Below are 24,482 nucleotides of genomic sequence, written 5' to 3'. Positions count from 1 at the left end.
GCCGCCGGGAAGACCCTGCGGACTAAAATCAAATGCGCAATGCCTGGCCGCCGGCGATCTGCGCCAGCATGCGCTGGCTCATCCTGTCCAGCTCAACCACTTCGCTGACGCCGCCGCTGGCGATCGCCTCGCGCGGCATGCCGAACACCACGCAGCTCGCCTCGTTCTGCGCCAGGGTATAGGCCCCGGCGCGGTGCATCTCCAGCATCCCCGCCGCTCCGTCGTTGCCCATCCCGGTGAGGATCACGCCCACCGCATTGCGGCCGGCATATTGCGCCACCGAGCGGAACAGCACGTCGACCGAGGGGCGATGGCGGTTGACCGCCGGGCCGTCATGCAGCTTTACCTGATAGTTGGCGCCGCTGCGCGTCAGCTCCAGGTGACGATCCCCCGGTGCGATGTAGGCGTGGCCCGGCAGTACGCGCTCGCCGTCCTCCGCTTCTTTCACCGTGATCTGGCACAGCTTATTCAGCCGCTCGGCGAACGAACGGGTGAAACCCGGCGGCATGTGCTGGGTGATCAGCAGCGCCGGGCTGGTTGCCGGCAACGGCTGCAGCACCTGGCGGATCGCTTCGGTGCCGCCGGTGGAAGCGCCGATGGCGATCAGTTTTTCACTGCTCAGCAGCGGCGCATGGCTGAGGATCGCCGGCGCCGGGCTGCTGGAACGCTGCGGCAGGCGCGCTCTGGCGGCGGTGCGAATCTTCTCGGCAATCAGCTCGCTGTAGGCCAACATGCCCTCGCGAATGCCGAGCTGCGGTTTGGTCACGAAGTCCACCGCGCCCAGCTCCAGCGCGCGCAGCGTGATTTCCGAGCCTTTGCCGGTCAGCGAAGAGACCATCACCACCGGCATCGGCCGCAGGCGCATCAGCTTCTCGAGGAAATCCAGCCCGTCCATGCGCGGCATCTCGACGTCCAGCGTCAGCACCTGGGGATTAAATTTTTTGATCAGATCGCGCGCCACCAACGGATCCGGCGCGGTCGCCACCATCTCCATGTCGGCGTGGCCGTTCACGATTTCCGTCATCAGCTGGCGCATCAATGCCGAATCGTCTACGCATAACACTCTGATTTTACTCATTACCTCTCCTTGGTCAGCCCATACACGGTCTGCCCACGCAAGTAGAAATCCCGGCTGATCTGGCTGAAATTCTCGGAGTGGCCGGCAAACATCAGCCCCCCCGGCTTAAGCAAGGGAACGAAGCGGCGCAGGATGCGCTCCTGCGTCGCCTTATCGAAATAGATCATGACGTTGCGGCAAAAAATGGCGTCGAATTGCCCCGGCAGCGCCCACTCCGGCGCCAGCAGGTTCAGCGGCTGAAAGTTCACCCGCGCCGCCAGCTCCGGCCGCACGCGCACCAGCCCCTGATGCGGCCCGGTGCCGCGCAGAAAATAGCGCTGCATTTGGGTCGGCGTCAGGGTGCGCAGATCTTCCTGGCGGTAAACGCCCGCCTCCGCTTTTTCCAGCACCTGCGTATCGATGTCGCTGGCCCAGACCTGGCAACTGCCGGCCCGCTGGCCCAATGCATCGCTCAGCGTGATGGCGATCGAATACGGTTCTTCGCCGGTCGAGGCTGCGGTGCTCCAGACGCTGTAGCCGTTCGGCCGCGAGCGCGCGTGCTCCGCCAGGATCGGGAAGTGATGCGCCTCGCGGAAAAAGGCCGTCAGGTTGGTGGTCAGCGCGTTGATAAACGCCTGCCACTCCGCGCTGTTCGGGTCGCTTTCCAGCAGCGCCAGGTAGTCGCCGAAATCGTGCAATCCCAACAGCCGCAAACGGCGCACCAGGCGGTTGTAAACCATCTCGCGCTTATGCTCCGCCAGCACAATGCCGGCGCGTTGATAAATCAACTGGCTGATACGGCGAAAATGCACGTCCGACAGCGGCAGGCGCTGCACCATTTGCGTCAACATCGACGCAGTATCCCGGTTAGAAGTTGACGGCGCCTGTTTCATGCCACCTCACCGGGGAAAAACGTGCTGCTTATGCGGTTTAACAATCTTGGGCTTCCTTTACCACGGGTGAAACTGCGTTGTTGCTGTTACCTGGCGCGACGAAGTTATCGTCCGCCAGACGGAATACCGCGACCGCGTCGGCCAGGGTAATGGCCTGCTCTTCCAACGCGGTGGCGGCTGAAGCGGACTCTTCCACCAGCGCGGCGTTCTGCTGGGTGACCTGGTCCATCTGGGTCACCGCCTGCGTCACCTGCTCGATGCCGCGGCTCTGTTCATCCGAAGCCGACGCGATCTCGCCCATGATGTCGGTCACGCGGGTCACCGAACGCACGATGTCCTGCATGGTGGCGCCGGAGTTTTCCACCAGCACCGAGCCGTGTTTGACGCGGCTGACCGATTCGTCGATCAGCACCTTGATCTCTTTCGCCGCCTGCGCGCTGCGGCTCGCCAGGTTGCGCACTTCGCCGGCGACCACGGCGAAACCGCGCCCCTGTTCACCGGCGCGCGCCGCTTCCACCGCCGCATTGAGCGCCAGAATGTTGGTCTGGAAAGCGATGCCGTCAATCACGCTGGTGATGGCGCCGATTTTCTGCGAACTGTTGGCGATATCGTGCATGGTGGTCACCACGTCGCCGGCCAGTTCGCCGCCCTTGGCCGCGGTGGCCGAGGCGTCGCGCGCCAGCTGAGAGGCCTGCCGCGCATTGTCGGCGTTCTGTTTCACCGTGGCGGTCAGCTGTTCCATGCTGGCGGCGGTCTCTTCCAGCGAAGCGGCCTGCTGCTCGGTGCGGGAAGAGAGATCGTTATTGCCTTCAGATATCTCCTGCAGGCCGATCAGAATCGACTCCGCCCCGTCGCGCACGGCGCCGACGGTGCCGATCAGCGACTGCTGCGTGCGTTGCAGGCTGGCGAACAGCATGCTGATTTCATTGCGGCCATACACCTGAATCGGCGTCGCCAAATCGCCGGCGGCGATGCGTTCAAAGTGGCTGCGGATTTGGTTCAGCGGCTGCACCAGCATGGTACGCAACCACCACATGGCGCTGCCGGTCACCACGATCAGCATCAAGACCGCCCCCGCCAGCATCAGGCCCGCCAGCGTGAAGGAGAACTGGTTGGCGTCTCTGGCTTCGCTGATGTCGCCGTTGACCAACTGCAGGTACTGCACGAAGTCGGCTTCGAACAGGTCCTGGGTTTTCTGCGTCGGCTGATCCATAAATGCCTGCAGCTCCCCCTTCTCCAGGAAGCCGATCAGTTCGCGCAGCGCGCCGCGCAGCCGCTCGTAGCTGGCCTTGGTCGTTGCCGTCTGCTGACTCTGTTGCTCACTGCTGCGCTCAACCGCCATAAACTGATTGAAATAGAGATCGGCCTTCTGCAGCGAACTGCGGGCGCTGCTCATCAATTCGTTCACCTGCTCCTGCGGCAGCTTCAGCGCCGCGCGGGTGCCGGCGCGGTTCAGCGTATTGCGCGCCTGCAACAGCGACACCCAGCTCAGGCTGAGCGAATCGCGCTGCTGGCTGCCGAGGGTGATGATGTCGAGGTTGTGGTTATCGGAGCGAAACGCGGAATACGACAGGCCGCTGCTGGCCAACTGCAGAACGCAGAAGGTCATCAACAACAGGAACAAGCTGGTAGAGATACGGATTCGGTTAAACACTGTGAACCTCCTTGCAGCCGGCCGGCGACCGGCCTACGTAGGGAAAAGGGCCTCTGCGAGAGAGGCCCGATACCGGTCAGAACGTTTCCCAGTTATCCTGCAGATCGCTGGCGTTCATTTTCTTATGATTGATTACCGGTGTTACCGTCGCCTTGCTGGTGACAGGCGCTTTAAACTCTTCCTGGCCTTCCGACCTCAGCCGGAATACCGCCACCGACTGGGTCAGCATGCTGGCCTGTTCTTCCAGCGCCGCCGCCGCCGAGGCGGATTCTTCCACCAACGAGGCGTTCTGCTGGGTCACGCGGTCCATTTCCGCTACCGCCTGGCCAACCTGATCGATACCGCGGCTCTGTTCGTCAGAAGCCGACGCGATTTCGCCCATGATGTCGGTCACGCGGGTGACGGCGTTGACGATGTCGCCCATGGTTTCACCGGCGCTTTCCACCAGCACGGAGCCCATATCGACGCGGCTGACCGAGTCTTCAATCAGGCCTTTGATCTCTTTCGCCGCCTGCGCGCTGCGCTGCGCCAGGTTGCGCACTTCACCGGCCACCACCGCGAAGCCGCGGCCCTGCTCGCCGGCGCGCGCGGCTTCCACCGCGGCGTTCAACGCCAGGATGTTGGTCTGGAAGGCGATGCCGTCGATCACGCCGGTGATATCGGCGATTTTCTGCGAGCTGCCGGCGATGTCGTGCATGGTCTGCACCACGTTGGCCACGACCTTGCCGCCTTTCTGCGCGGTTTCGGAGGCACTCAGCGCCAGCTGTGAAGCCTGACGGGCGTTTTCGGCGTTCTGTTTCACCGTCGCGGTCAGCTGTTCCATGCTGGCGGCGGTCTCTTCCAGCGAAGCGGCCTGCTGCTCGGTGCGGGAGGAGAGATCGTTGTTGCCCGCGGCAATTTCCGACGCGCCGCTGTAGATGGCGTCCGCGCCCTGACGCACGCCGCTGACGGTTTCGATCAGCTCGCTTTGCATGTGTTTCAGGCTGGCCGCCAGCACGCCCATTTCGTTGCGGCTGGTCACGACGATCTGCTGAGTCAGGTCGCCGGCGGCGATCTGTTTGATGTGGTCAATCATGCGGTTCAGCGGGCGCACCAGGATATGATGGATGCCGGTCCAGGCCAGTACGATCACCGCCAGCACCACCACCAGAACCACGATCAGCGTCCAAATGGCCGAGTTGTAGGAGCTGTTGCTGCCGTCAACCGCGATTTGATACAGCTTGCCGTTTTGCTCCAGATAAACGTTGTAGCTCTGCTCAAAGTTGTCCTGGTAGCTCTGCGTAGGCTGATCGAAGAAGGCGTTAATCTTGCCTTCGCCCAGCAGTTGGATCAGTTCGGAGAGCGCACCGTACAGAATGTCGTACTGTTGCTTAACGCGCTCTGCCGACTGGGGATCCTGACGCGGATCCTGAGGGATTTTTTCGTAAGCGGCATAGTGTCTTTCCGCCTCGGCCAGCTCTTCTTTCGCTTTGCCCAGCAGTTCATCAATGGTGGCGCCGCTGCCGATCTTATTGGTATCCATCATGTAGCGAATACCGGCACGGTTCAGGGAGTTGCGCGCCTGCAGCAGGTCAACGCGGCTTTCACTCAGCTGCAGCTGCTGCTGGCGGATAGTTTGCAGGACGGTAAAGTTTTCCTTATCGCTTTTCAGCGAGGAGAAAAAGAGTCCGCCCGAAATCAACTGCAAGGCGCCAAACAGCACCAACACCAGCAACAGGCTGGTGACCACCTTCATACGATTTAACATGATTTCCCTTGTTGAAGCCCGCGCAGACAGGCTCTGATGACGTTGAATGTGAGAGTTATCGGCGCCGTGCGGCAAAACTTTATGCGGGAAAGTAACTATTTTTAGTGGGGGTTCCGGGCTCGGTCGGCGGCGTCGCGACAGGTCAGGAAGAGTGATGGATGAAGGGGGCAGCGCCCTGCCCCCTGGGGTCATGAATCAGACGCTTTTTGCCACGCTGTCGACCAGCGACATCTCTTCGCTGCTCAGCAGCTTTTCGATATCCACCAGGATCAGCATGCGCTCGCCCAGCGAACCGAGACCGGTGAGATATTCGGTCGCCAGCGTTACCGCGAACTCCGGCGCCGGGCGGATCTGCTCGGCGGTCAGCGACAGCACGTCGGAAACGCCGTCGACCACGATGCCCACCACGCGCTGGCCAAAGTTCAGCACGATCACCACGGTGTTTTCATCGTAAGACACGCTTTGCTGCGAGAATTTCACCCGCAGATCGATGATCGGGACGATCACGCCGCGCAGGTTAGTGACGCCCTTGATGAACGCCGGCGTGTTGGCGATACGGGTCACCTGATCGTAGCCGCGAATTTCCTGCACCTTGAGGATATCGATGCCGTACTCCTCGTTGCCCAGGGTAAAAATCAGAAACTCTTGCCCTACCGTTTCGCCAGCCAATTTGCTGACGGCTGCCAATCCTGCCATATCATTCACCTTTTAAATCAATAAACTCATTATTATGCGGCGGCGTCCGTCAGACGCTTTTCACGGTTCAAGGTTTGCAACGCCGAGACATCGACGATCAATGCTACGCTGCCGTCGCCCAAAATGGTCGCGGCGGAGATGCCCGGCACTTTGCGGTAGTTGCTTTCCAGATTCTTCACCACCACCTGATGTTGGCCAATCAGTTGATCCACCAGCAACGCATAGCGGCGACCGGCGCTTTGCAGGATAACGACGATGCCCTGCGTGGCATCGGTTTTGGCGCCTTCCACTTCAAATACCCGATACAGCTCCACCAGCGGCAGATATTCGCCGCGCACCTGCAGCACGCGTTCGCCCCCGGCCAGCGGATGCAGATCTTCCGCCTGCGGCTGCAGCGATTCCATCACCGCGTTCAGCGGCAGGATAAAGACTTCGTCGTTCACCTTAACCGACATGCCGTCGAGGATCGCCAGCGTCAGCGGCAGCAGGATGCGGATGGTGGTGCCTTTACCGGCCTGCGAACGGATCTCGACGTGGCCGCCCATTTCCTGAATATTCCGTTTCACCACGTCCATGCCGACGCCGCGGCCGGAAACGTCGGTCACCTGCTCGGCGGTGGAGAAGCCCGGTGCAAAGATCAGCATGCCGACCTCTTCATCGCTCATGCTGTCGCTCACCGCCAGCCCTTGCGACGCGGCCTTGGCGAGAATTTTTTCGCGGTTCAGGCCCGCGCCGTCGTCGATAACCTCAATACAGATGTTGCCGCCCTGGTGTTCGGCCGACAGCACCAGATTGCCGACCGCCGACTTGCCGGCGGCGATGCGGGTGGCCGGCTCTTCGATACCGTGATCGAGGCTGTTGCGCACCAGGTGCGTCAACGGATCGATAATGCGTTCGATCAGGCTCTTGTCCAGTTCGGTGGAACTGCCCTGCAGCGTCAGCTCCACCTGCTTGTTCAGCTTGCCGGCCAGATCGCGCACCAGGCGCGGATAGCGGCTGAAGACATATTCCATCGGCATCATGCGGATCGACATCACCGACTCCTGCAGATCGCGCGCGTTACGCTCCAGCTGACTCATGCTGTTCAGCAGGTCGCCGTGGTTCACCGGATCGAGCGTGCCGGAGCGCTGCGCCAGCATCGACTGGGTGATCACCAGCTCGCCCACCAGGTTGATCAGCTGATCCACCTTTTCCACCGCCACGCGAATGCTGGTGGACTCGCTCGCCTTGGCGCGCGCTTTCGGCGCTTCCGCCGGAGCGGCGGCCGGTTTGGCGGCAGGCGGCGCGGCGTTCGCGACCGGCGCAGGCGCAGGTTCCGGCGCGGCGACCGCTGCCGGTAAGCTCGCTTCTGCAACGGCCGGTTCGCTCTGCGTCGGCGTCGAGAAGCTGATTTGTTCCGGCTCCAGCACGAAGCACAGCACGGCGCTGATGTCGTCTTCGCTGGCGGAGGTGAGCAACGTCACGTCCAGACTGTGTTCCGTCTGATGAGGGTCTTTAACCTCGCCGAGGTTGCCCAGCTCTTCCAACATCAAGGGGATTTCACTGGCTTTCAGCCCGTTCAGGCTGATGCGCATGCCGCCTTCGATCGCCGCCGGCGCAGCCGCCGGCTTCACGACAGGCTGCTGAACGGCCGGTTGAGCCGCAGGCGCCTCCTGCTGCTGTTGCGCCTCCAACGCCAGCTGGCGCAGCGCCTGGCAAATGTATTCAAAGCTTTCGGCATCAGGCTGTTGCGAGGTTTTATAGGCGTCCAGTTGCTCCTGCATAATGTCTTTGGTTTCCAGAAACAGGTTGATAATCTCGGTGCTCAGGCTCATTTCCTGGCGTCTTGCACCGTCCAGCAGGTTCTCCAGCAGGTGGGTCGTTTCCTGCAGCACCGAAAAGCCAAAGGTCGCCGCACCCCCCTTGATCGAGTGCGCCGCGCGGAAGATGGCGTTTAACGGCTCGATATCGGGGGCCAGCGGATCCAGCTCCAGCAGGTGTTGCTCCATGTCGGCCAGCAACTCGTCCGCTTCATCAAAGAAGGTCTGATAAAAATCGCTAATGTCCATGCTCACGGGGTCACCTCTGGCTGTGAGTCGCGGTTAGTCGGTGCGGGTGCGGCCGCCGGTTGTTCCGGCGCTTGGCCGGCCGGGGCTATCGCCGGGGATGCCTGCGATTGAGCAACAGGGTCCGCCGCCGCCGGCGGCGTCGCTTGATCGGTCGGCGTTACCGCCTGGGGTTCCGGCGTTTGGCTGGCCGGCGCAGTCGCCGACGGCGCCAGCTGCTTCAGGCTATCCGGCTGGGCGATATCCATCGCGTTGCTTTCGGCATTTTCGTGTTCGATGCCTTCTTGCGTTTGCTTATTCAGCACCAGCACGGTGATGCGACGGTTAATCGCGTCATCGGCACCGTGCTGTTTCAGGCTCATGGTGGCCGCCATGCCTACCACCCGCAGCACCTTGCCTTCCGCCAGGCCGCCGGCGATCAGCTCGCGCCGGGAGGCGTTGGCGCGATCGGCCGACAGTTCCCAGTTGCTGTAGCCGCGCTCGCCGGTGGCGTAAGGGATATCATCGGTGTGGCCGGACAGGCTGATCTTGTTCGGCAGGTCGTTAAGGATCGGCGCTATCGCCCGCAGAATATCGCGCATGTAGCTCTCGACCTGCGCGCTGCCGGTTTTGAACATCGGCCGGTTCTGACTATCGATAATCTGGATGCGCAGCCCTTCGTCCATCATGTTGATCAACAGATGCGGACGCAGCGCCTTCAGGCGCGGGTCGGACTCAATCAATTCGTCCAGCTTTTCGCGCAGCTTGTTCAGGCGCAGCTCTTCGGCGCGCGAGTCCGGCGAGTCGACCTGCTTTCTCACCAGGCCGTGCTGCTGGGTAGGATCGTCGCCGCCGCCCGGGATCGGGCTGCTTTCGGAACTGCTCTTGTCGCCGCTGGTCAGGGCGACCTTGAGCGGCGTGCGGAAATATTCGGCGATTTGCGTCAGCTCCTGCGGGCTGGCGATCGCCAGCAGCCACATCACCAGGAAGAACGCCATCATCGCCGTCATAAAGTCGGCATACGCGATCTTCCAGGAGCCGCCATGATGGGCGGCATGATGCGACTTGCGCTTTCTGACCAGAACGACCGGATGATTCTGTTTCATGCTTCTTCTTCTTCCGTCGCCTGCTGCACCGGCGCTTTCACGCGGCGCACGTGTTCTTCCAGCTCAACGAAAGAAGGACGTTCGGTGGTATACAGCGTTTTGCGGCCAAACTCGACGGCGATCTGCGGCGCGTAACCGTTCAGGCTCGACAGCAGCGTGACCTTGATGCACTGCATCATCTTGACGTTTTCGGCGCTCTTCTGGCGCAGCAACGTGGCCAGCGGCGAGATAAAGCCGTAGGCCAGCAAAATGCCGAGGAAAGTACCGACCATGGCGTTAGCGATCAGCGCGCCCAGTTCCGCAGCCGGCCGATCGGCCGAAGCCAGGGCGTGCACCACCCCCATCACCGCCGCGACGATACCGAACGCCGGCAAGGAGTCGCCCACCATCGCCAGGCTGCCGGCGGGCACTTCACTTTCCTGCTCGTAGGTTTCGATCTCTTCGTCCATCAGCGCTTCGATCTCGAACGCATTCATATTGCCGCTCACCATCAGCCGTAAATAGTCGGTAATGAACTCCACCAGGGTGTTATCGGCAAGGATGCGCGGATAATTAGAGAAAATTTCACTTTCTTGCGGATTATCGATGTCGAACTCGAGCGACAGCATGCCTTGCTGACGCGATTTGGCCAGCAGGCGGAACAACAGCGCCATCAGATCCATGTACAGATCTTTGTTGTATTTGGAACGACGCATCAGCCGCGGCAGCGCGCGCAGCGTAGCCTTGATCGCCTTGCCGTTGTTGCCGACGATGAAAGCGCCGACCCCCGCCCCGCCGATAATCAGAAACTCCGCAGGTTGATATAACGCACCGAGATGACCGCCCACGATCAGGTAGCCGCCAAACACCGCACCCAATACCACGAGATAACCCAAAATAACTAGCACACGCATTCCTTAAATTAACAATGTGGATGGAAGGTGGGGCAAACGCGCCCTGGCGCGACAGACCAGGCTGCGTGTCTGGGGGCGGCATGCCGCCCCTGCGTATCACACGTCGGTATTCATTGCCGAGAGCCGGCAATGTGGCGGCTCAAATGGCGCGTTTGACCTGCTCGTCCAGCAGTTGAGGAATAATATCGGCCAGTTGCGGCGAAAGTTTACGTCTTTTTACGGCGCGGGATGGGGGTTGGCATAAACTGCAGATGAAACCGTTCAGCGGCTGGTGCGCGTGGGTGATAAATGCGCCGCCACAGCAGCTGCAGGCGGAAAGCTGCAGCATGCCGCTATCGACGAAACGCACCAGCGTCCAGGCACGGGTCAGCGCCAGCAGCGGCGCATCGCCGGCCTGCTGGGGGCACTGCTCCAGATAGAGGCGATAGGCTTTAATCACCGCTTCCACCCCGCTGCACTGCCCGCTTTTCATCAGAAACAGGTAGGCGTTGTAAAACATCGACGAGTGAATATTCTGTTCCCAGGTCATAAACCAGTCGGTTGAGAACGGCAACATCCCTTTTGGCGGCGGGCTACCGCGCAACTCCTTATAAAGTTTAATCAAGCGCCCGCGGCTGAGCTGGGTTTCGCTCTCCAGCATCTGCAAACGGGCTCCCAGTGAAATCAGCTCCATGGCGAGCTGAATGTCCTTGGCTTCTTGAACAATACTTTTCTCAACCATCATCAGGCTCTTTTCTTCGTCGGGCTAGCGTCTTTACTCGATAGCTCTTGCAGTAAATGGCTTGATAGCAAAATGCCGGTATGGATTTGTTGCAGATCGTCGACGCGCGACTCTTTGGTCAGGCGTTCGATGGTCTGGTGATCGTTAAAGCGGAAGTGGCAAACCAGCTGGTTGGTCTCGGCCAGTTTGACCATTTGCGGTAAAGTCAGCTGCGCCAACGCGTCGGCCATGGTTTCATCGATACCAAGGCGGAACATTGCGGACGCTTTTTCATCGTTGATCAAACGCTGTGCTAAAAGTAAATATGACAAATTGATGTCATAAATATGCTTAAGTAATTCAGACGTACCCATATTCCCCATCCCGACAGACTATGTTTAAAAACATACGCTGGGTGATAAATTTTATCGCCCGTGACCTGGGTTGTTTCCCAAAGTTGGCAAATTAATCTCTCAAAAACGACTGCTATAATTTTCGCCAATCGCTAAATTCGACCACTGTTCAGTATTTGCTACGAGCGTAAACCAACGTGTATGGATGTACAGCATTCTGCTTCGATAGTGTTTAGTCACCATGAAACTATTTTTACAAATTTAATAAGATTATTCCTAAAGCAGCGCAACTCTACCCCCGAACCATTAGCACACACAATGTAAGTGAGAGGCAATTTTAAATACAATGTGACATAGATCACAAAAATAAAAAATATTTAAGCTAAATACCCTCAAATACGCCCATTTATTGACCACTATTTTGCTCACAAAACAGACACAGGTAAAAAAACGTCTTAAAAACAATGTTTATCAGCCAAAAAATTATCTTTTTTAGATCAATTCGAACAAAAGCATCACCAAACCAAAATAACAGAACAAAAATCTGCATGTAGCCGACAAACTCAGCATAAATAACCAGTTAAACCGCTAAAAAATATCCAAGCTGAAAAATAACCTCTGTAAACTATAAGGTTATTAGCTATCAGATTTGACTTAAGCCCCCTGCTTGAGGCTGTTCTAATTTTCAACATCAGGTGATTAAGCCTTATCAATGATTCGCTAGCGTAGTGAACAAGCAAACAGACGTAACGATATGTTTCCGTATCAGCACGGCGAAAGAATGGTCTTTTTACGTTAAATCACCCCTAAAACGGCATATCGGCAGCACACCCTAAAACTTTAATGCTTTTTTATTTCTTTTCTGTCACCGTTATAATTATTCCGCAGGTGAATAGATTATTAACCCGCCCCCGTTTCCATCCTTTCATTGCGATAAAATAAAACGCAGTTTTGTTTTACTCTCCCCAATCTTCAGCGTCAGAGAGGCAAAGCCTCAACGCAGGCGGCAATGACAAACACCGCGTAATGCCGTTGCGCCTCTTAGGGCGGGTGAAAAAAACGCCGCGAAAGCGACAGCGCGAACTGGCGCGCAGCAGGAACAGCGGCGCTTCTGCCGTCATCCGCGCAGCCTCGCCCTGAGACTTTCCCTATTTCTTCATTTATCAGCAGGATGAGATTGCTGATGGCGCACTTGCATATTATGATTTATCGAAGCGCCGCCGCAGGCGACGCCTCATTATTACCCAGTGCAATTTATCTACTTGAAATGATTTTTGTCAGGTCGTACATCACTGCCTCGGCGGCGTCGCCGTGAGCCGCTGATGTGTTATTCACCCGGCTTTAACTATTAACAGGCTATATTTTAATCATGACCGATACGCTCGAATATTTGCTGACATTCCGTAAATGCTCCTCTTTGGACAGCCTGGAAAAGGTGTACGACAAACTGAACTACTCCATTGAAAATGATACAGAAATTAGCAACATGTATCGCGCCGCCGACCACCGTCGCGCCGAGCTGGTTGCCGGTAAATTGTTCGATCTGGGCAAAGTGCCGAAAACGCTGTGGGCGCAGGTGCTTTAATTCAGCGAAATTACGTGCGGCAACGGTTTTATCTTTTATTGCTATATAACCGGGCAAACGCAGCTTTTATTGCCGCGCGTGATGCGAAACACATTTATTACGCCCATCAGGTTCTACCCTTTATCCGAGCGCAGCATGTTCTCTAAGGCCACCGACGCGGCAGCCTGAAACACGGCGTAGACAACAAGGAGTGGGATATGGGGTATCAAAACGTTCTGGTCACCGTCGCCGTCGCGCCTGACAGCCACCGCCTGGTGGAAAAGGCCGTCTCTATCGTCCGCCCCCACGCCGGCAACATCACCCTGTTAAGCACCCTCGCCAACCCGGAAATGTACAACAATTTCGCAGGGCCGATGCTGGGCGATTTACGCACGCTGATGGAGGAGGAAACCCGGCTGTTTATGGAAGAGCTGCGTCAACGTGCCGGTTACCCAATTGCCGATATGCTGATCGTGCACGGCGAACTGGGTGACAGCCTGGAATACGCCAGCCGCAGCAGGCCGTTCGACCTGCTGCTGTGCGGCAATCATCGCGACGGTATGATGAACAAAGTCTCCTGTTCCGCCGCCCGCTTCATCAATATCAGCCATATTGACGTACTGATCGTCCCGCTCTAAGGCTAAGCACATTCGGTAACGTTGCCTTGCCGCCCCTGAACTAGGCTTAACGAACCTTGTTTGTCGCAATGCAAAGGAGCTTTCGATGTCCCCTTCTAAACAGAACCGCCGCTTCCTGCTGGCCTCGCGCCCCCACGGCGAACCGACGGCGGCGAACTTCCGTCTCGACACTGTCCCCGTGCCGCAGCCCGGCGCGGGACAGCTGTTGTTGCGTACCGTCTATCTGTCGCTGGATCCTTATATGCGCGGGCGCATGAGCGATGCCCCTTCTTATGCACCGCCGGTTGAGATCGGTCAGGTGATGGTGGGCGGCACGGTCTCGCGCGTGGCGGTCTCACAGCATCCCGACTTCAACGTCGGCGATTGGGTGCTGGGCTATGACGGCTGGCAGGATTATGCCCTGTCCGACGGCAGCGGCCTGCGCAACCTCGGCCCACACCTGCCGCGCCCTTCCCGCCTGCTGGGCGTGCTGGGCATGCCGGGGTTTACCGCTTACATGGGATTGCTCGATATCGGCCAACCGCAGGCGGGTGAAACGCTGGTGGTGGCCGCCGCCAGCGGGGCAGTCGGTTCGGTGGTCGGCCAAATCGGGAAGCTGAAAGGCTGCCGCGTTGTCGGCGTTGCCGGCGGAGCGGAAAAGTGCCGCTATGTGGTGGAAGAATTGGGTTTCGACGCCTGCATCGATCACCGCGCGCCCGACTTTGCCGAGCAATTGGCCGCTGCCTGCCCGCAGGGCATCGACATCTATTATGAAAACGTCGGCGGTGCGGTGTTCGACGCCGTGTTGCCGCTGTTGAACGCCAAAGCCCGCATTCCGGTCTGCGGCATCATCGCCCATTACAATGCCACCGGATTACCCGCCGGGCCGGACCGTTTGCCGCTGCTGGAGGGGCTGATCCTGCGTAAACGCATTCGTATGCAAGGCTTTATCATCTTCGACGACTACGGCTCTCGCTTTGATGAGTTCCTGCAACAGATGAGCAGTTGGGTCGAGCAGGGGAAAATCAAGTTCCGCGAGGACATCGTCGACGGGCTGGAACAGGCGCCGCAGGCGTTTATCGGTCTGCTGCAGGGCAAGAACTTCGGCAAGCTGGTGATCCGCGTCGCCGACGAGTAACCGGTAACAGGGCGTGGTACACCACGCCCTGCTTTTAATGCACGGCACCGTCGCCGAATCGCGCATCCTCCTCTACCGTCAGCGTCACCTGCACGATAGTGCGTACCGCTTCCACCATCGTCGCCAGCGCCATACTCGGCTTACCCGGATGCGCCGCCGCCAGCGTGTGGCTGTACGGAATATGCACGAATCCCCCCCTGACCCTCGCGTGCTGCGTCTCCAGATAGTGCCGCAGACCGTAAAAGATATGGTTGCAGTTATAAGTGCCTGCCGTATAGGACACCCCCGCCGGGATCCCCTGCCGGCGCAGCTGCTGCACCGCGGCCTTGACGGGCAGCGTACTGAAATAGCCCGCCGGCCCGCCGGCGACTACCGGTACGTCGATCGGCTGCTTACCGGCATTGTCGGGAATGCGGGCATCGATCAGATTGATGGCCACCCGTTCCAGCGATATCTCGGCGCGGCCCCCGGCCAGCCCCAGACAAATCACCGCCAGCGGCTGCAATGCCTCGATCGCAGCGATCAACTGCAGGTTGGCCTGGCCCAATACGCAGGGCAGCTCGAGCACCGCGATCTCCGCGCCGGCGATCTGCTCACCGGCCAATGCCTGCGCAACCTGCCAGGAAGGGTTCACCGCGTCACCATCGAACGGCTCAATGCCGGTAACCAAGACTTTGTTCATCATTTCTCCTGACTGAAGGCCAAATTCGTGTGCTACCAGCCTAGAGAACGCAGTATGATTCTGGAAATGGATTATCTGTATATAGAGTATTCATAAAATGAATTTAGCCAACGTCGATCTCAACCTGCTGGTGGTGTTCGAGGCGTTGTATCAGACGCGCAACGTGACCGCCGCAGGCCGGCGTCTCAACCGCGCCCAGCCCTCCGTCAGCAATGCCTTGGCGCGGCTGCGCACGCTGCTGAACGATCCGCTGTTTGTTCGCAGCGGCGGCGGCATGGCGCCCACGCCGCGTGCCCATCAGCTTATGCCGCAGATACGGCAGGTACTTGAACAGATCCACCTGGCGTTGGCACCCCCTGCCCGTTTCGATCCGGCCACCGCCGGGCAACGGCGCTTTACGCTGGCGGCCGGCGACTATGCCGATATCTTGCTGCTGCCCGCCATCATCAGTCGGTTGCGTCAGACAGCGCCCGGCATCGATATTCGCGTTTCGCGTCTGGACCGTCACAATATTTACCGGCAGCTGGATCGTGGCGAGGTGGACATCGCGCTGGGAGGGCATCTTTCAGGTACGGAAAGCCACTATGTGCGCACGTTGTTTGAAGAGCACCTGGTGTGCATCGCCAGCCGTTCGCACCCACAGCTGGCGGATGACCGCTGGGATCTGGCGCGCTATCTCAGCCTGCCGCATGGGCTGTACGCACCGGCCGACGACGGCTCTGCCAGAGGATTGGTCGACCGTCGCCTGGCGGAAATCGGCGGCCGGCGGCGCGTCGCCGTAACCTTTTCGCATATTGTCGCTCTGCCGGCCGTGGTCGCCGACAGCGATCTGATCGCCACCCTGGCCGCCAGCGTGGCTCGGCGCTTTTCCGATCCGCAACGCGTACGTTTTCTCCCGCTGCCCGACGAGTTGGCCATCGCCCCTTTTCCCATTGAACTGATCGCCGGCCGGCAGGCGCAACGCGACCCGGCCTTAATCTGGCTCTGCGAACTGATCGGCCAAATTCCCCTCGATTTCTGCCCGGCTTAACGCCGGCACTCGCTGCATTTTCAACCGTTCAAACCCGCACCTCAGGCCCCGTCGCTGGGCCTTTTTTCGCCCACCAAATAGGAATCATCCGAATTCACATTCAACAAATTTATATATTTGATCATCTTTAACTGGCAAATGGTAAGGATAAAAAACAGTCAGTGACTTTTTTTACGAAAAAAAAGAGTTGTTTTATAAACACTTTGGTTTAAGTGTTACACATTTACTTTTTGGTATTACCAATTTCCCAATAATTTGATATAAAAAACAATCTGCTCGCATCTATATGTTTTAGATAATAAAAAACAAGATCGTGAGCAAGTTAACGAATTGAGCATTGATCCAAAAGGCTATTTTGCAAATGCAGAGCTCTATTGTAGACTGCACAAATCGTGCCTTTGTGTAAACTTTGTTAAATATTTCGTCAGTTCCTGTCTCAATTCGTGACAGATACGCCATCGGGATCGCGCGCCAATTCTCGTGCGGTAGCTATGCCTAAACCGGGGAATAGTATGGATCGCCTTATCATTGCGCACACGCCTTTGCCCTCCCATCAGCTGTTGTTCCGAAGCCTTTCCGGTGAGGAAAAACTGGCCGGGCTGTTCGAATTCGACGTCGAGCTGCTCAGCCCCGACAATCGGCTCGATCTGAAAGCACTGCTGGGACAAAAAATCACGCTGGAGCTGCGGGGCAATCCGTTGGCGCCGCGTTATCTCAACGGCAATATCACGCGCATGACGCTCTCCGGACGAGAAGCCGGCGGCAACCGTTACTATATCTACCGCGCCGTGCTGCGCCCCACGCTGTGGTATCTGACGCAAAACCGCGACTTTCGCATCTACCAGGAAAAGACCGTTCCCGACATCCTGACTCAGGTGCTGGGGCAGTATCAGGTGAAAATCGATAATCGCCTGAGCTACGACTACCGCATCTGGGGATACTGCGTGCAGTACCAGGAGAGCGATTTCGACTTCATCAGCCGCCTGATGGAACACGAAGGCATCTATTACTATTTCACGCACCAGCAAGACGGCCATACGTTGGTGCTGGCTGACGCGCCGTCGGCACATCAGGAACTCGCCGGCTACGCCAGCATTCCCTATCAGCTCGCAGAAGGCGGCCTGGTGGAAAATAAAGACAGCATCAACAGCTGGAGCGTCTCGGACGCCATTACGCCCAGCCTGTATAGTCTGGACGACTACGATTTTCGCAAACCGCGCGCGCGGTTGCTGGAGGCCCGGCAGAATCCCGCCTCGTTCGCGCAGGACAAAGCCGAGGTGTTCGACTGGCCCGGGCGTTATACCGATCACGCCCACGGCCAGTTTTACGTCAAGGTTCGCCAGCAGGAGTTCGAAGCGCAGCATGAACAGATGAGCGGCGAAGGCAGTTCGCAGGGCATTGCCCCCGGCTACCGTTTCCAACTGACTCAGGCGCCGCGCACGGAAGACAACCAGGCCTACCTGGTCGTCAGCGCGCATTACTTCATGCAGGAAAACAGCTACGCCAGCAATGATAACGACGCCGGCGAGCAACGTACCGAATTTCAGGTCGTTCCGGCGGGCATCAACTGGCGCCCCGCGCGCACCACGCCCTGGCCGAAAACCCATGGCCCGCAAACCGCCGAAGTGGTTGGCCCGGAAGGCGAAAGCATCTGGACCGATAAATATGGCCGGGTGAAACTCAAGTTCCGTTGGGATCGCCACGGCAACGGCAATGAAACCAGCTCGTGCTGGGTGCGCGTCTCCAGCGCCTGGGCCGGCTGGAAATACGGCGGGATCCAGATCCCGCGCGTGGGTGAGGAAGTGGTGGTCGACTTTATCAACGGCGATCCGGATCGCCCGATCATCACCGGCCGCGTTTACAACGAAGACAGCATGCCACCGTGGGATCTGCCCGGCGACGCCACCAAAATGGGCTTTATGAGCCGCAGCAAAGGCGGCGGCACCGACAACGCCAGCTTCCTGTTCCTGGAAGACGCGCCCGGCAACGAATCTTTCGACATGCACGCCGAACGCAACATGAACATGACGGTGGAAAACGACAAGAACGTCAATATTGACGGCAGTCGCACCACCACCATCGGCCGCCTGCAAGACGACACCGTCACCGGCGACGCCACATTCCTGTACAAAGCAAAACGCACCACCACCGTCAATGGGCTCGAAACCGCCAACCTGAACGCTCACCAGACGGTGAACATCAAAGGCGGCCGCGACCTGACGATTATCGACGGCGGTGATAAGATCGACATCACCGGCAATCAGTCCTTCAAGCTTGACGGCGCGCAGACGCAAGACATCACGCAGACGCAACATGTGACGGTGAAAGGCAATCAGACCCTCGACATTACCGAGGGGCAACAGACCAGCACCATCAACAAGGGGCAGACGGTCAACATCACCGCCGGCGGCCAGCACACCACCATCACCGCCGGCGGGCAAACCACTACGGTCACCGCAGGCGGTCAAACGCTGACGGTGGAGGCTGGCGGCCAGACCACCGACATCACGGGGAATGTCAAAGAAACCTACAAAAACGATCAGCAAACGACCATTAGCGGTTCGCTCACCATCACGGCAAAAACCATCAACATTACCAGCGAGGACGGCGTGTCTATTTCGGCGCCCACCTGGAAAGACAACTGCCATGGCTATAAGTGGACCGCGATAGGCGCCAACCTTGCCTTAACGGGGCTGAGCGTCAAGCATACGATGTTCGATGTTTCCCATAACCCGCTTTCGATCAGCAAAACCAATTTCAAGCTAAGCAACGATCCCATGACGTTCACGCAGCTTGGGGCCTTAATAACCAACGGTTCTTTGCGATTGAGCAGCAAGGCGCTGGCGATCTTTTTATAAGTAGGGATGCCCATGTCAAAAGCCAAAAATATCTTCACCGTCATCGGTTTGATTTTATTGGCCCCTATCCTCAGCCTGGTGGGTTTTTTCAAATTCATCACGGTCGATATCTGGGGCTATTTCAAACATATCGGTTCTTCTCTCAGCGTGATGGAAAACGGCGTTTCCGCCTCCGGGCAAATCGTCAGCATTCGCCAGACCAATCTCTGGGACGGCAACCGACCGGTCTGTGAAGTCGAGATCAAGTACATCGCCCAAGACGGAAAGAACCATACGGCGGTGGCGAAAGGCCCGATCAGCGTCGTGGATCTGCCGCGATATCAGCCGGGTCATTTCACCGCGATAAAGTACGACCCGAAGAACCCCAAGAAAGCGGTGATCGAAGAGCTTTCCCGGCTTTGAGCGAAAATATACCTTTCAATCGACGCGTTCCGGTTTCTACGTGCTGAAAGCGACTTGTCGTCCATCAGTTCGCTAAATCACCTTGTATAAGGAAGTGTCACGATGGGTGCGTTTATTGCCTTTTCGACGCAGGACAGCCTTTGGGGACAAATCCTGTTTACCTTCTTTGGCATCCTGGTTGGCTGCGTCTTGCTCGCCGCGATCGGCAAAATCTTTTTGTCGGCAAGCCGGGCAGAGGCGTTACCTGTGCGGCTGCTGATCTTTGTCGCGCTGATGCTGGCGCTCCTGAAATACAACCAACAAGTGATGTCTGCGGTGAATGCGCCCGCAGAACTGATCGGGTTCCTGGTCTTGCCCGGTTTTTTGATGAGTTACCTGGGTGCGGCGGCACCCGGCAGACTGGCACTGGCGATAGAGCTGGGCTGTTTTGCAGCGCTGGCCGCGCTGTTGATTCTGGGCACCGCCGACATCGGCTTTTTTGCGCCCTATCACCTGGAAAGCGCCGGCCAATTTATCGCCAAGACGATCGCCGCGGCGTTGTCCGTGGCTACCGTGCTGCTGGTTCGCGGAATAAACGGGAAAGACAGCGCGCTGTCCTCTTGATCATCCATTTCGAAGCGGGGCTCGCTCCCCGCATTAACGTTCGGCACTGAACGCCGCATCGTTTTCTTCATCTGTTGTGACATAGCCTGATATCTATTAAACCGAAAAACGGATTGTTTTTGAGCAAGCAGCCTGGCTGCCGGCTGATATCCACAGGAAGCTTTACACACACACAATGAAAGTCGTAAAACCTCTGCGCCTCAGCGCGCTTCATCGCCCCTTCTCTTGGCAAGGGCAAAATCATCTGGGCGTTTCCGTTTTGGCCTTGGCCGATATGGGGGCTTCCCCGCGCCTGCGCCCCGAACCGGAGCTGTGGCAGCTGGCTGCCGAAGAGCTCACGTTGAGCGGCGGCGTGCTCGACCTGGCTATCCCGAAAGCCTGTGCGGAGTTTCTCGCCACCGGCAACGCCTACACCCACCATCAGCAAGACAAAACCGCCTGCGCCGTGAAGATCCAGCTGGATTCGCTGGAGAAAACGCTGGTGGTTTTCGGCGATCGCCATTGGATCAACGATCGTCCTTCCACTCCCCTTCCTTTTGCAGAAATGCGTCTGGACTGGCGCCGGGCTTACGGCGGCACCCAGTTCGCCGATAATCCACACGGCATCGGCGCCACTCCGGAAACATTTCCGCAAGGCCGTATCCATCGCCTACCCAATGTCGAACCGCTGCAGGAGCGCCTTACGTCGCCTCGGCATAGCGCGCAACCGGCAAGTTTTGACGCGTTGGATATCACCTGGCCGCGTCGCTTCTCCCGCATCGGTAAAAACTACGACGCCGACTGGTTGAAAAACGGCTTTCCCGGCTTCGCCAACGACATCGACTGGCGCCTGTTCAACATGGCAGACAGCGATCAGCAGTTTCCCCAGCGCGACACTCTGCCGCCCCAGGCCGCCTACCGGATATGGAACATGCATCCGTCGGAGCCGATGCAGCAAGGGCATTTACCGCCGTGGCGCGCACGCTGCTTCATCAACCGGCTGCGCGGCGGCGAAGCGCATTTCGGGGAAATCACGATGCGCCACACCACCGTGTGGTTCTTTCCCCATCGAGAACAAATGCTGTTGATCTACCAAGGCAGCCTTCCCATCAATGAAGACGATGCCGCAGACGTCATGCAGCTCATACCGGCGCTGGAAATTGAGGGTAAAAGCCGCAGCGTCGCTCATTATCGGCAGGTGCTCGATCAGCGGCTTGATAAAGAGCATGGCGCTCTGCACGCTTTTCGTGAAAAAGATTTGCTGCCGGAGTGCTGTATCGGCCCCTGGCTGGATACGGAAACGCCGACGCTGCAAAGCCCGATGGTGGAAAACATCGCCGCCTACGAACATCACCAACGCGAACAACACCGCCAACGTCTGCAGCGCGAAGGCCGAGACATCGACGACATGTTTCCCGCACCGCCAGCGGAACCGATGCCCTCTTTGGATCAGCTGGCCGAGTTTGTCGACGGCATGGAACAGCGCGCTGAAGCGCATTACCGTGAAATCCTTGATGGCGCGCAGGCAAACGGCATTGATATTGACGGCCCAGGCCCCGCCGACCTTTCCGGCGCGGAAAGCTACCAACAGCAGCGCGACCAGCTGTTTCAACAGGCGCGTCAACGCCCCGATGCGTTTAGCGACAAGCAGCTGGGGGAAAGCGAGCGCGCGCTGCACCAGATGTATTTAATGTCGGCACAGGCGCAAAACCCGGCGTTGCGTTTAAGCGGCGATCTGGCGCAGATCATTCGCCAACGCGTCACCGCTGCGATGCAGCGCGATAAAGATCTCAGCGGCCTGGACCTCACCGGCGCCGATCTGTCCGGCATGGACCTCAGCCATGCCATCTTGCGCGGCACGTTGCTGGAAAACGCCAATCTGCGCCAAACCCGGTTGGTGGGCTGTGACCTTCGCGAGGCGATGTTGGCGCGCGCCGATCTCAGCGGCGCCGTCTTGCAGCAGGCGGATCTGAGCCACGCCTCTTTGGCCCTGGCGAAATGCGAAGCGACGGATTTCGGCGGCGCGCAGCTGCACGAAACCAACATTCAACAAACCTTGTTTCAACGCTGCGATTTCACGATGGCGTCATTACGCGATTTGCTGGGATACGAAACCTTGCTCGGGCAGTGTGACTTCAACCGCGCCACGCTGGCCAACATTACGTTGATGGAACTGCAGCTGGAGCAGCTGATATTCAGCCACGCCCGGCTCGACAAAGTCAGCTTCATCAAATGCCGGCTGCTGGCGGTGAACTTCGATCGGGCGCGGCTGGAGAGCTGCGCCTGGGTTGATACCGAGACGCAAAGCCTCAGCTTCCGCGCCGCACGCCTCACCGCCTGCGCCTTCGCAGCGAAGACGCTGTTGCCGCAGGCGGATTTCAGCGACGCGACGCTGAACCAGTGCAATTTGCGCCAAATGCCGTTGCAGCGGGCTAATTTCAGCCGTGCGCGCCTCGATAATTGTGACCTGTCGGAAACCCAGCTGAACGAGGCCGATTTCCGTCAGGCCAACGGCAGCGGCAGCCTGTTCATTCGCAGCGATTTGTCCCAGGCCAACCTGCGCGACGCCAATTTCATCGCGGCGATCCTGCAAAAATGCGTGCTGTCAGGCGCCGACCTGCAGGGCACCAATCTGTTCCGGGCCGATTTGTCGCAGTCGCAGGTGGATCGGGCGACCCGGCTCGACGGTGCCTATACCGCCAGGGTGAAAACATTGCCTCGCCATAACGGGAAGGAAGTATGACCTCAAAACCTGAGCAGATACGCCAGCGCGTGAAACGCGGCGAGCTGATTGCCGGTGAGGATTTGCACGGCCTGTCATTCGCCGGTATGGATTTGGCCGGCGGCATGTTCAACGAGTTGAACCTGAGCGGCGTGAACTTCTCCGATTGCGATCTGCGCGACAGCGTCTTCAGCGATTGCCGGCTCGACCACGCGCAATTTGCACGAGCGAACCTGAAGCAAACGGCCTTCCATCAGTGCGCCATGTCGGGCGGCCGCTTCTGCGAGAGCCATATCGAATTGACGATGTTCAACAACTGCCGGCTTGAACAGAGCGACTTCAGCCGGCTGTCGCTCAATCAAAGCCACTGGATGTCATGCCAATTGGCCGGCGCGAACTTTTCCGCCACTCAGCACGATCGCACCACCTTTTACGAAAGCCCGCTCGACGGCGCCACGTTGAATCATGCGCGGTTATCCCTTGTCACGTTCTTTCGATTAAACCTCTGTGAAACAGGGGTTGAAGGGGTAGATTTCGACCGCGTCACGTTTTTCGAATGTGACCATCGCGGCAAAAGTTACGCCGGGCAGCGCCTCGTCGCCTGCCAGTTTACCGATAACCAACTGGACGACGTCGATTTCAGCCAGGCGACGCTGCGTCAAAGCAACTTCAAGGGCGCTTCGCTGCGGCGCGCCAACCTGACGGGCGTGCAAGCGCAGCAGTCGCTGTGGCTGGAGGCCAATCTGACCCACGCGCAGTGCCGCAGCGGGCAGTTCGATCAGGCGATCTTCAGCGAAGCGACGCTGGATGCCGCCAACTTCAGCCAGGCGCGCCTGTATCAATGCGTGTTCCAACGCAGCCGCGCGGCACGCTGTGATTTCAGCGACAGCGACCTGACCTACGCCGATTTCTGTTATGCCGATCTCAGCACCGCCGATTTCCGGCGCGCGCGCTTTATGCGCACCCGCATGCATCGTGCCCACCAGCAGCAAACGCGCTGGGGCGATCGCAGCGGGATTCTCGAGCGCGACGAAGAGCTGTACGCCGCCGAAACCTGGAGCGCACAGCGCCAGAGCCGAATCTGAATGCATTGACCACTTCACGAGGGGATCACCATGAGCGTTGCCAACACAACTCGCGCCGTCAACATCACACCGCCCCAGCAGGCCGCCGGCCAGGTCGTCAACCTGTTGCCGGACGGCAGCCTGGTGGTGGAGTGCGATGGCCGCGGCTGGCACTGCCGCCGGGCGGCGAGCTGCCTGCTGACGCCGGCCCTCGGCGATAGCGTGCTGGTCGCCGGCTGCGGCCACCAGCTGTGGGCGATCGCCGTTCTCGAACGTGCGGAACCGCAAAGCGCGGCGCGGCTCTGCGTCACAGGCGATCTGCAAATTGAAACGCCGAGCGGTTCGCTGTCGCTGCACAGCGCGCAGGCGCTAAAGCTGAGCGGCGACGCCATGACGCTGCAGGCCAACAGCGGCGACTGCCACGTCGACAAGATGAAATACAGCGGCGAGGAGCTGTCGGCCTTTGTCAGCATCAGTCGCCTGGTCGGCAAGCGCTGCGAGTCGCTGTGGCATTCGGTCAGCCAGATCAGCCATTCGCTGTTCCGCAAAGTGCGCCAAACCGAGCACGTGCGCGCCGGGCAGCTGGATTATCAGGCGGAAGATTACGCCCGCATTCATGCCCGTAACACGCTCATTACCTCAAAAGACATCACCAAGCTGGATTCGGAACAAATCCACGTCGGATAACCTGCGGAGGCCT

The 24,482-nt window shown here is 58.7% G+C and carries 21 protein-coding genes; 10 read left to right on the top strand and 11 right to left on the bottom strand.

The window, feature by feature from the left end; all coding sequences use genetic code 11:
• Nucleotides 1–28: 28 nt before the first annotated feature.
• The 10 genes from GF111_RS23285 to flhD all read right to left on the bottom strand — a co-directional run bounded on the left by GF111_RS23285 (nucleotide 29) and on the right by flhD (nucleotide 11,144).
• The gene (locus GF111_RS23285) at nucleotides 29–1,078 is read right to left on the bottom strand and encodes a chemotaxis response regulator protein-glutamate methylesterase (protein ID WP_015378262.1); all 1,050 of its coding nucleotides are present in this window, start codon (nucleotides 1,076–1,078) and stop codon (nucleotides 29–31) included.
• Nucleotides 1,078–1,950, bottom strand: a complete 873-nt coding sequence (gene cheR, locus GF111_RS23280) for a protein-glutamate O-methyltransferase CheR (RefSeq protein WP_025159837.1) — start codon at nucleotides 1,948–1,950, stop codon at nucleotides 1,078–1,080. The genes GF111_RS23285 and cheR overlap by 1 nt, the downstream gene beginning before the upstream one ends.
• A 37-nt stretch (nucleotides 1,951–1,987) precedes the next feature.
• The gene (locus GF111_RS23275) at nucleotides 1,988–3,604 is read right to left on the bottom strand and encodes a methyl-accepting chemotaxis protein (RefSeq protein WP_047730456.1); all 1,617 of its coding nucleotides are present in this window, start codon (nucleotides 3,602–3,604) and stop codon (nucleotides 1,988–1,990) included.
• Nucleotides 3,605–3,680: 76 nt separating this feature from the next.
• A complete protein-coding gene (locus tag GF111_RS23270; protein ID WP_038876813.1) occupies nucleotides 3,681–5,351 on the bottom strand; it encodes a methyl-accepting chemotaxis protein in 1,671 nt (556 codons plus the stop codon).
• 195 nt (nucleotides 5,352–5,546) lie between these two features.
• Nucleotides 5,547–6,047, bottom strand: a complete 501-nt coding sequence (cheW, locus tag GF111_RS23265; RefSeq protein WP_025303271.1) for a chemotaxis protein CheW — start codon at nucleotides 6,045–6,047, stop codon at nucleotides 5,547–5,549.
• A gap of 32 nt (nucleotides 6,048–6,079) precedes the next feature.
• Entirely contained in the window at nucleotides 6,080–8,101 is a 2,022-nt protein-coding gene (gene cheA, locus GF111_RS23260) for a chemotaxis protein CheA (RefSeq protein ID WP_060420780.1), read from the bottom strand.
• Nucleotides 8,098–9,177, bottom strand: a complete 1,080-nt coding sequence (gene motB / locus GF111_RS23255) for a flagellar motor protein MotB (protein ID WP_047730453.1) — start codon at nucleotides 9,175–9,177, stop codon at nucleotides 8,098–8,100. The genes cheA and motB overlap by 4 nt, the downstream gene beginning before the upstream one ends.
• Complete coding sequence (gene motA, locus GF111_RS23250; protein ID WP_047730452.1) at nucleotides 9,174–10,064, bottom strand: flagellar motor stator protein MotA; 891 nt, start codon at nucleotides 10,062–10,064, stop codon at nucleotides 9,174–9,176. The genes motB and motA overlap by 4 nt, the downstream gene beginning before the upstream one ends.
• 145 nt (nucleotides 10,065–10,209) lie before the next feature.
• Nucleotides 10,210–10,794 (bottom strand): flagellar transcriptional regulator FlhC, encoded by a 585-nt coding sequence (flhC, locus tag GF111_RS23245; RefSeq protein WP_019452971.1) that lies wholly within the window; start codon nucleotides 10,792–10,794, stop codon nucleotides 10,210–10,212.
• Nucleotides 10,794–11,144 (bottom strand): flagellar transcriptional regulator FlhD, encoded by a 351-nt coding sequence (gene flhD, locus GF111_RS23240; RefSeq protein ID WP_033643537.1) that lies wholly within the window; start codon nucleotides 11,142–11,144, stop codon nucleotides 10,794–10,796. The genes flhC and flhD overlap by 1 nt, the downstream gene beginning before the upstream one ends.
• A 1,348-nt stretch (nucleotides 11,145–12,492) precedes the next feature.
• On the opposite strand from flhD, the gene ydgT reads away from it, so the two are divergent.
• The 3 genes from ydgT to GF111_RS23225 all read left to right on the top strand — a co-directional run bounded on the left by ydgT (nucleotide 12,493) and on the right by GF111_RS23225 (nucleotide 14,442).
• Nucleotides 12,493–12,708: a transcription modulator YdgT gene (gene ydgT, locus GF111_RS23235; protein WP_038876804.1), complete on the top strand. Its 216-nt coding sequence runs from the start codon at nucleotides 12,493–12,495 to the stop codon at nucleotides 12,706–12,708.
• A gap of 197 nt (nucleotides 12,709–12,905) precedes the next feature.
• The gene (gene uspC, locus GF111_RS23230) at nucleotides 12,906–13,325 is read left to right on the top strand and encodes a universal stress protein UspC (RefSeq protein WP_038876801.1); all 420 of its coding nucleotides are present in this window, start codon (nucleotides 12,906–12,908) and stop codon (nucleotides 13,323–13,325) included.
• A gap of 85 nt (nucleotides 13,326–13,410) precedes the next feature.
• On the top strand, nucleotides 13,411–14,442 hold the full coding sequence (locus GF111_RS23225) for an NADP-dependent oxidoreductase (protein WP_055313140.1): 1,032 nt from the start codon (nucleotides 13,411–13,413) through the stop codon (nucleotides 14,440–14,442).
• A gap of 34 nt (nucleotides 14,443–14,476) precedes the next feature.
• Here the strand turns inward: GF111_RS23225 and pcp are convergent, their stop codons facing one another.
• Nucleotides 14,477–15,124 (bottom strand): pyroglutamyl-peptidase I, encoded by a 648-nt coding sequence (pcp, locus tag GF111_RS23220; protein WP_038876799.1) that lies wholly within the window; start codon nucleotides 15,122–15,124, stop codon nucleotides 14,477–14,479.
• A gap of 97 nt (nucleotides 15,125–15,221) precedes the next feature.
• Between pcp and GF111_RS23215 the strand changes: the two genes are divergently transcribed.
• The 7 genes from GF111_RS23215 to GF111_RS23185 all read left to right on the top strand — a co-directional run bounded on the left by GF111_RS23215 (nucleotide 15,222) and on the right by GF111_RS23185 (nucleotide 24,469).
• A complete protein-coding gene (locus GF111_RS23215; RefSeq protein ID WP_055316348.1) occupies nucleotides 15,222–16,154 on the top strand; it encodes a LysR family transcriptional regulator in 933 nt (310 codons plus the stop codon).
• A gap of 512 nt (nucleotides 16,155–16,666) precedes the next feature.
• A complete protein-coding gene (locus GF111_RS23210; protein ID WP_038876797.1) occupies nucleotides 16,667–19,012 on the top strand; it encodes a type VI secretion system Vgr family protein in 2,346 nt (781 codons plus the stop codon).
• Nucleotides 19,013–19,024: 12 nt separating this feature from the next.
• Complete coding sequence (locus GF111_RS23205) at nucleotides 19,025–19,414, top strand: DUF3592 domain-containing protein (protein ID WP_038876796.1); 390 nt, start codon at nucleotides 19,025–19,027, stop codon at nucleotides 19,412–19,414.
• 102 nt (nucleotides 19,415–19,516) lie between these two features.
• Entirely contained in the window at nucleotides 19,517–20,017 is a 501-nt protein-coding gene (locus GF111_RS23200; RefSeq protein WP_038876795.1) for a hypothetical protein, read from the top strand.
• 175 nt (nucleotides 20,018–20,192) lie between these two features.
• Nucleotides 20,193–22,739, top strand: a complete 2,547-nt coding sequence (locus GF111_RS23195) for a DUF2169 domain-containing protein (protein ID WP_147191053.1) — start codon at nucleotides 20,193–20,195, stop codon at nucleotides 22,737–22,739.
• Nucleotides 22,736–23,803 carry a pentapeptide repeat-containing protein gene (locus GF111_RS23190; protein WP_147191054.1) on the top strand — a complete coding sequence of 356 codons (1,068 nt, stop codon included), beginning with the start codon at nucleotides 22,736–22,738 and terminating at the stop codon, nucleotides 23,801–23,803. The genes GF111_RS23195 and GF111_RS23190 overlap by 4 nt, the downstream gene beginning before the upstream one ends.
• A 30-nt stretch (nucleotides 23,804–23,833) precedes the next feature.
• Nucleotides 23,834–24,469 (top strand): DUF3540 domain-containing protein, encoded by a 636-nt coding sequence (locus GF111_RS23185; protein ID WP_147191056.1) that lies wholly within the window; start codon nucleotides 23,834–23,836, stop codon nucleotides 24,467–24,469.
• Nucleotides 24,470–24,482: the final 13 nt, after the last annotated feature.

It is taken from the genome of Serratia sp. HRI (assembly GCF_010119335.3).
In the GTDB taxonomy this organism is placed as follows: domain Bacteria; phylum Pseudomonadota; class Gammaproteobacteria; order Enterobacterales; family Enterobacteriaceae; genus Serratia; species Serratia nevei.
Note: the sequence above shows the minus strand (reverse complement) of the source record. Positions and strands in the feature narration are given on the sequence as shown.

Bases quoted from the DNA above. Each gene is read 5' to 3' on its own strand.
- uspC (WP_038876801.1), top strand. From the start codon at position 12,906: ATGGGGTATCAAAACGTTCTGGTCACCGTCGCCGTCGCGCCTGACAGC.
- GF111_RS23270 (WP_038876813.1), bottom strand. From the start codon at position 5,351: ATGTTAAATCGTATGAAGGTGGTCACCAGCCTGTTGCTGGTGTTGGTG.
- GF111_RS23210 (WP_038876797.1), top strand. From the start codon at position 16,667: ATGGATCGCCTTATCATTGCGCACACGCCTTTGCCCTCCCATCAGCTG.
- motB (WP_047730453.1), bottom strand. From the start codon at position 9,177: ATGAAACAGAATCATCCGGTCGTTCTGGTCAGAAAGCGCAAGTCGCAT.
- flhD (WP_033643537.1), bottom strand. From the start codon at position 11,144: ATGGGTACGTCTGAATTACTTAAGCATATTTATGACATCAATTTGTCA.
- GF111_RS23200 (WP_038876795.1), top strand. From the start codon at position 19,517: ATGGGTGCGTTTATTGCCTTTTCGACGCAGGACAGCCTTTGGGGACAA.
- cheR (WP_025159837.1), bottom strand. From the start codon at position 1,950: ATGAAACAGGCGCCGTCAACTTCTAACCGGGATACTGCGTCGATGTTG.
- pcp (WP_038876799.1), bottom strand. From the start codon at position 15,124: ATGAACAAAGTCTTGGTTACCGGCATTGAGCCGTTCGATGGTGACGCG.
- cheW (WP_025303271.1), bottom strand. From the start codon at position 6,047: ATGGCAGGATTGGCAGCCGTCAGCAAATTGGCTGGCGAAACGGTAGGG.
- flhC (WP_019452971.1), bottom strand. From the start codon at position 10,794: ATGATGGTTGAGAAAAGTATTGTTCAAGAAGCCAAGGACATTCAGCTC.
- GF111_RS23195 (WP_147191053.1), top strand. From the start codon at position 20,193: ATGAAAGTCGTAAAACCTCTGCGCCTCAGCGCGCTTCATCGCCCCTTC.
- GF111_RS23185 (WP_147191056.1), top strand. From the start codon at position 23,834: ATGAGCGTTGCCAACACAACTCGCGCCGTCAACATCACACCGCCCCAG.
- GF111_RS23215 (WP_055316348.1), top strand. From the start codon at position 15,222: ATGAATTTAGCCAACGTCGATCTCAACCTGCTGGTGGTGTTCGAGGCG.
- GF111_RS23205 (WP_038876796.1), top strand. From the start codon at position 19,025: ATGTCAAAAGCCAAAAATATCTTCACCGTCATCGGTTTGATTTTATTG.
- GF111_RS23190 (WP_147191054.1), top strand. From the start codon at position 22,736: ATGACCTCAAAACCTGAGCAGATACGCCAGCGCGTGAAACGCGGCGAG.
- ydgT (WP_038876804.1), top strand. From the start codon at position 12,493: ATGACCGATACGCTCGAATATTTGCTGACATTCCGTAAATGCTCCTCT.
- GF111_RS23285 (WP_015378262.1), bottom strand. From the start codon at position 1,078: ATGAGTAAAATCAGAGTGTTATGCGTAGACGATTCGGCATTGATGCGC.
- GF111_RS23225 (WP_055313140.1), top strand. From the start codon at position 13,411: ATGTCCCCTTCTAAACAGAACCGCCGCTTCCTGCTGGCCTCGCGCCCC.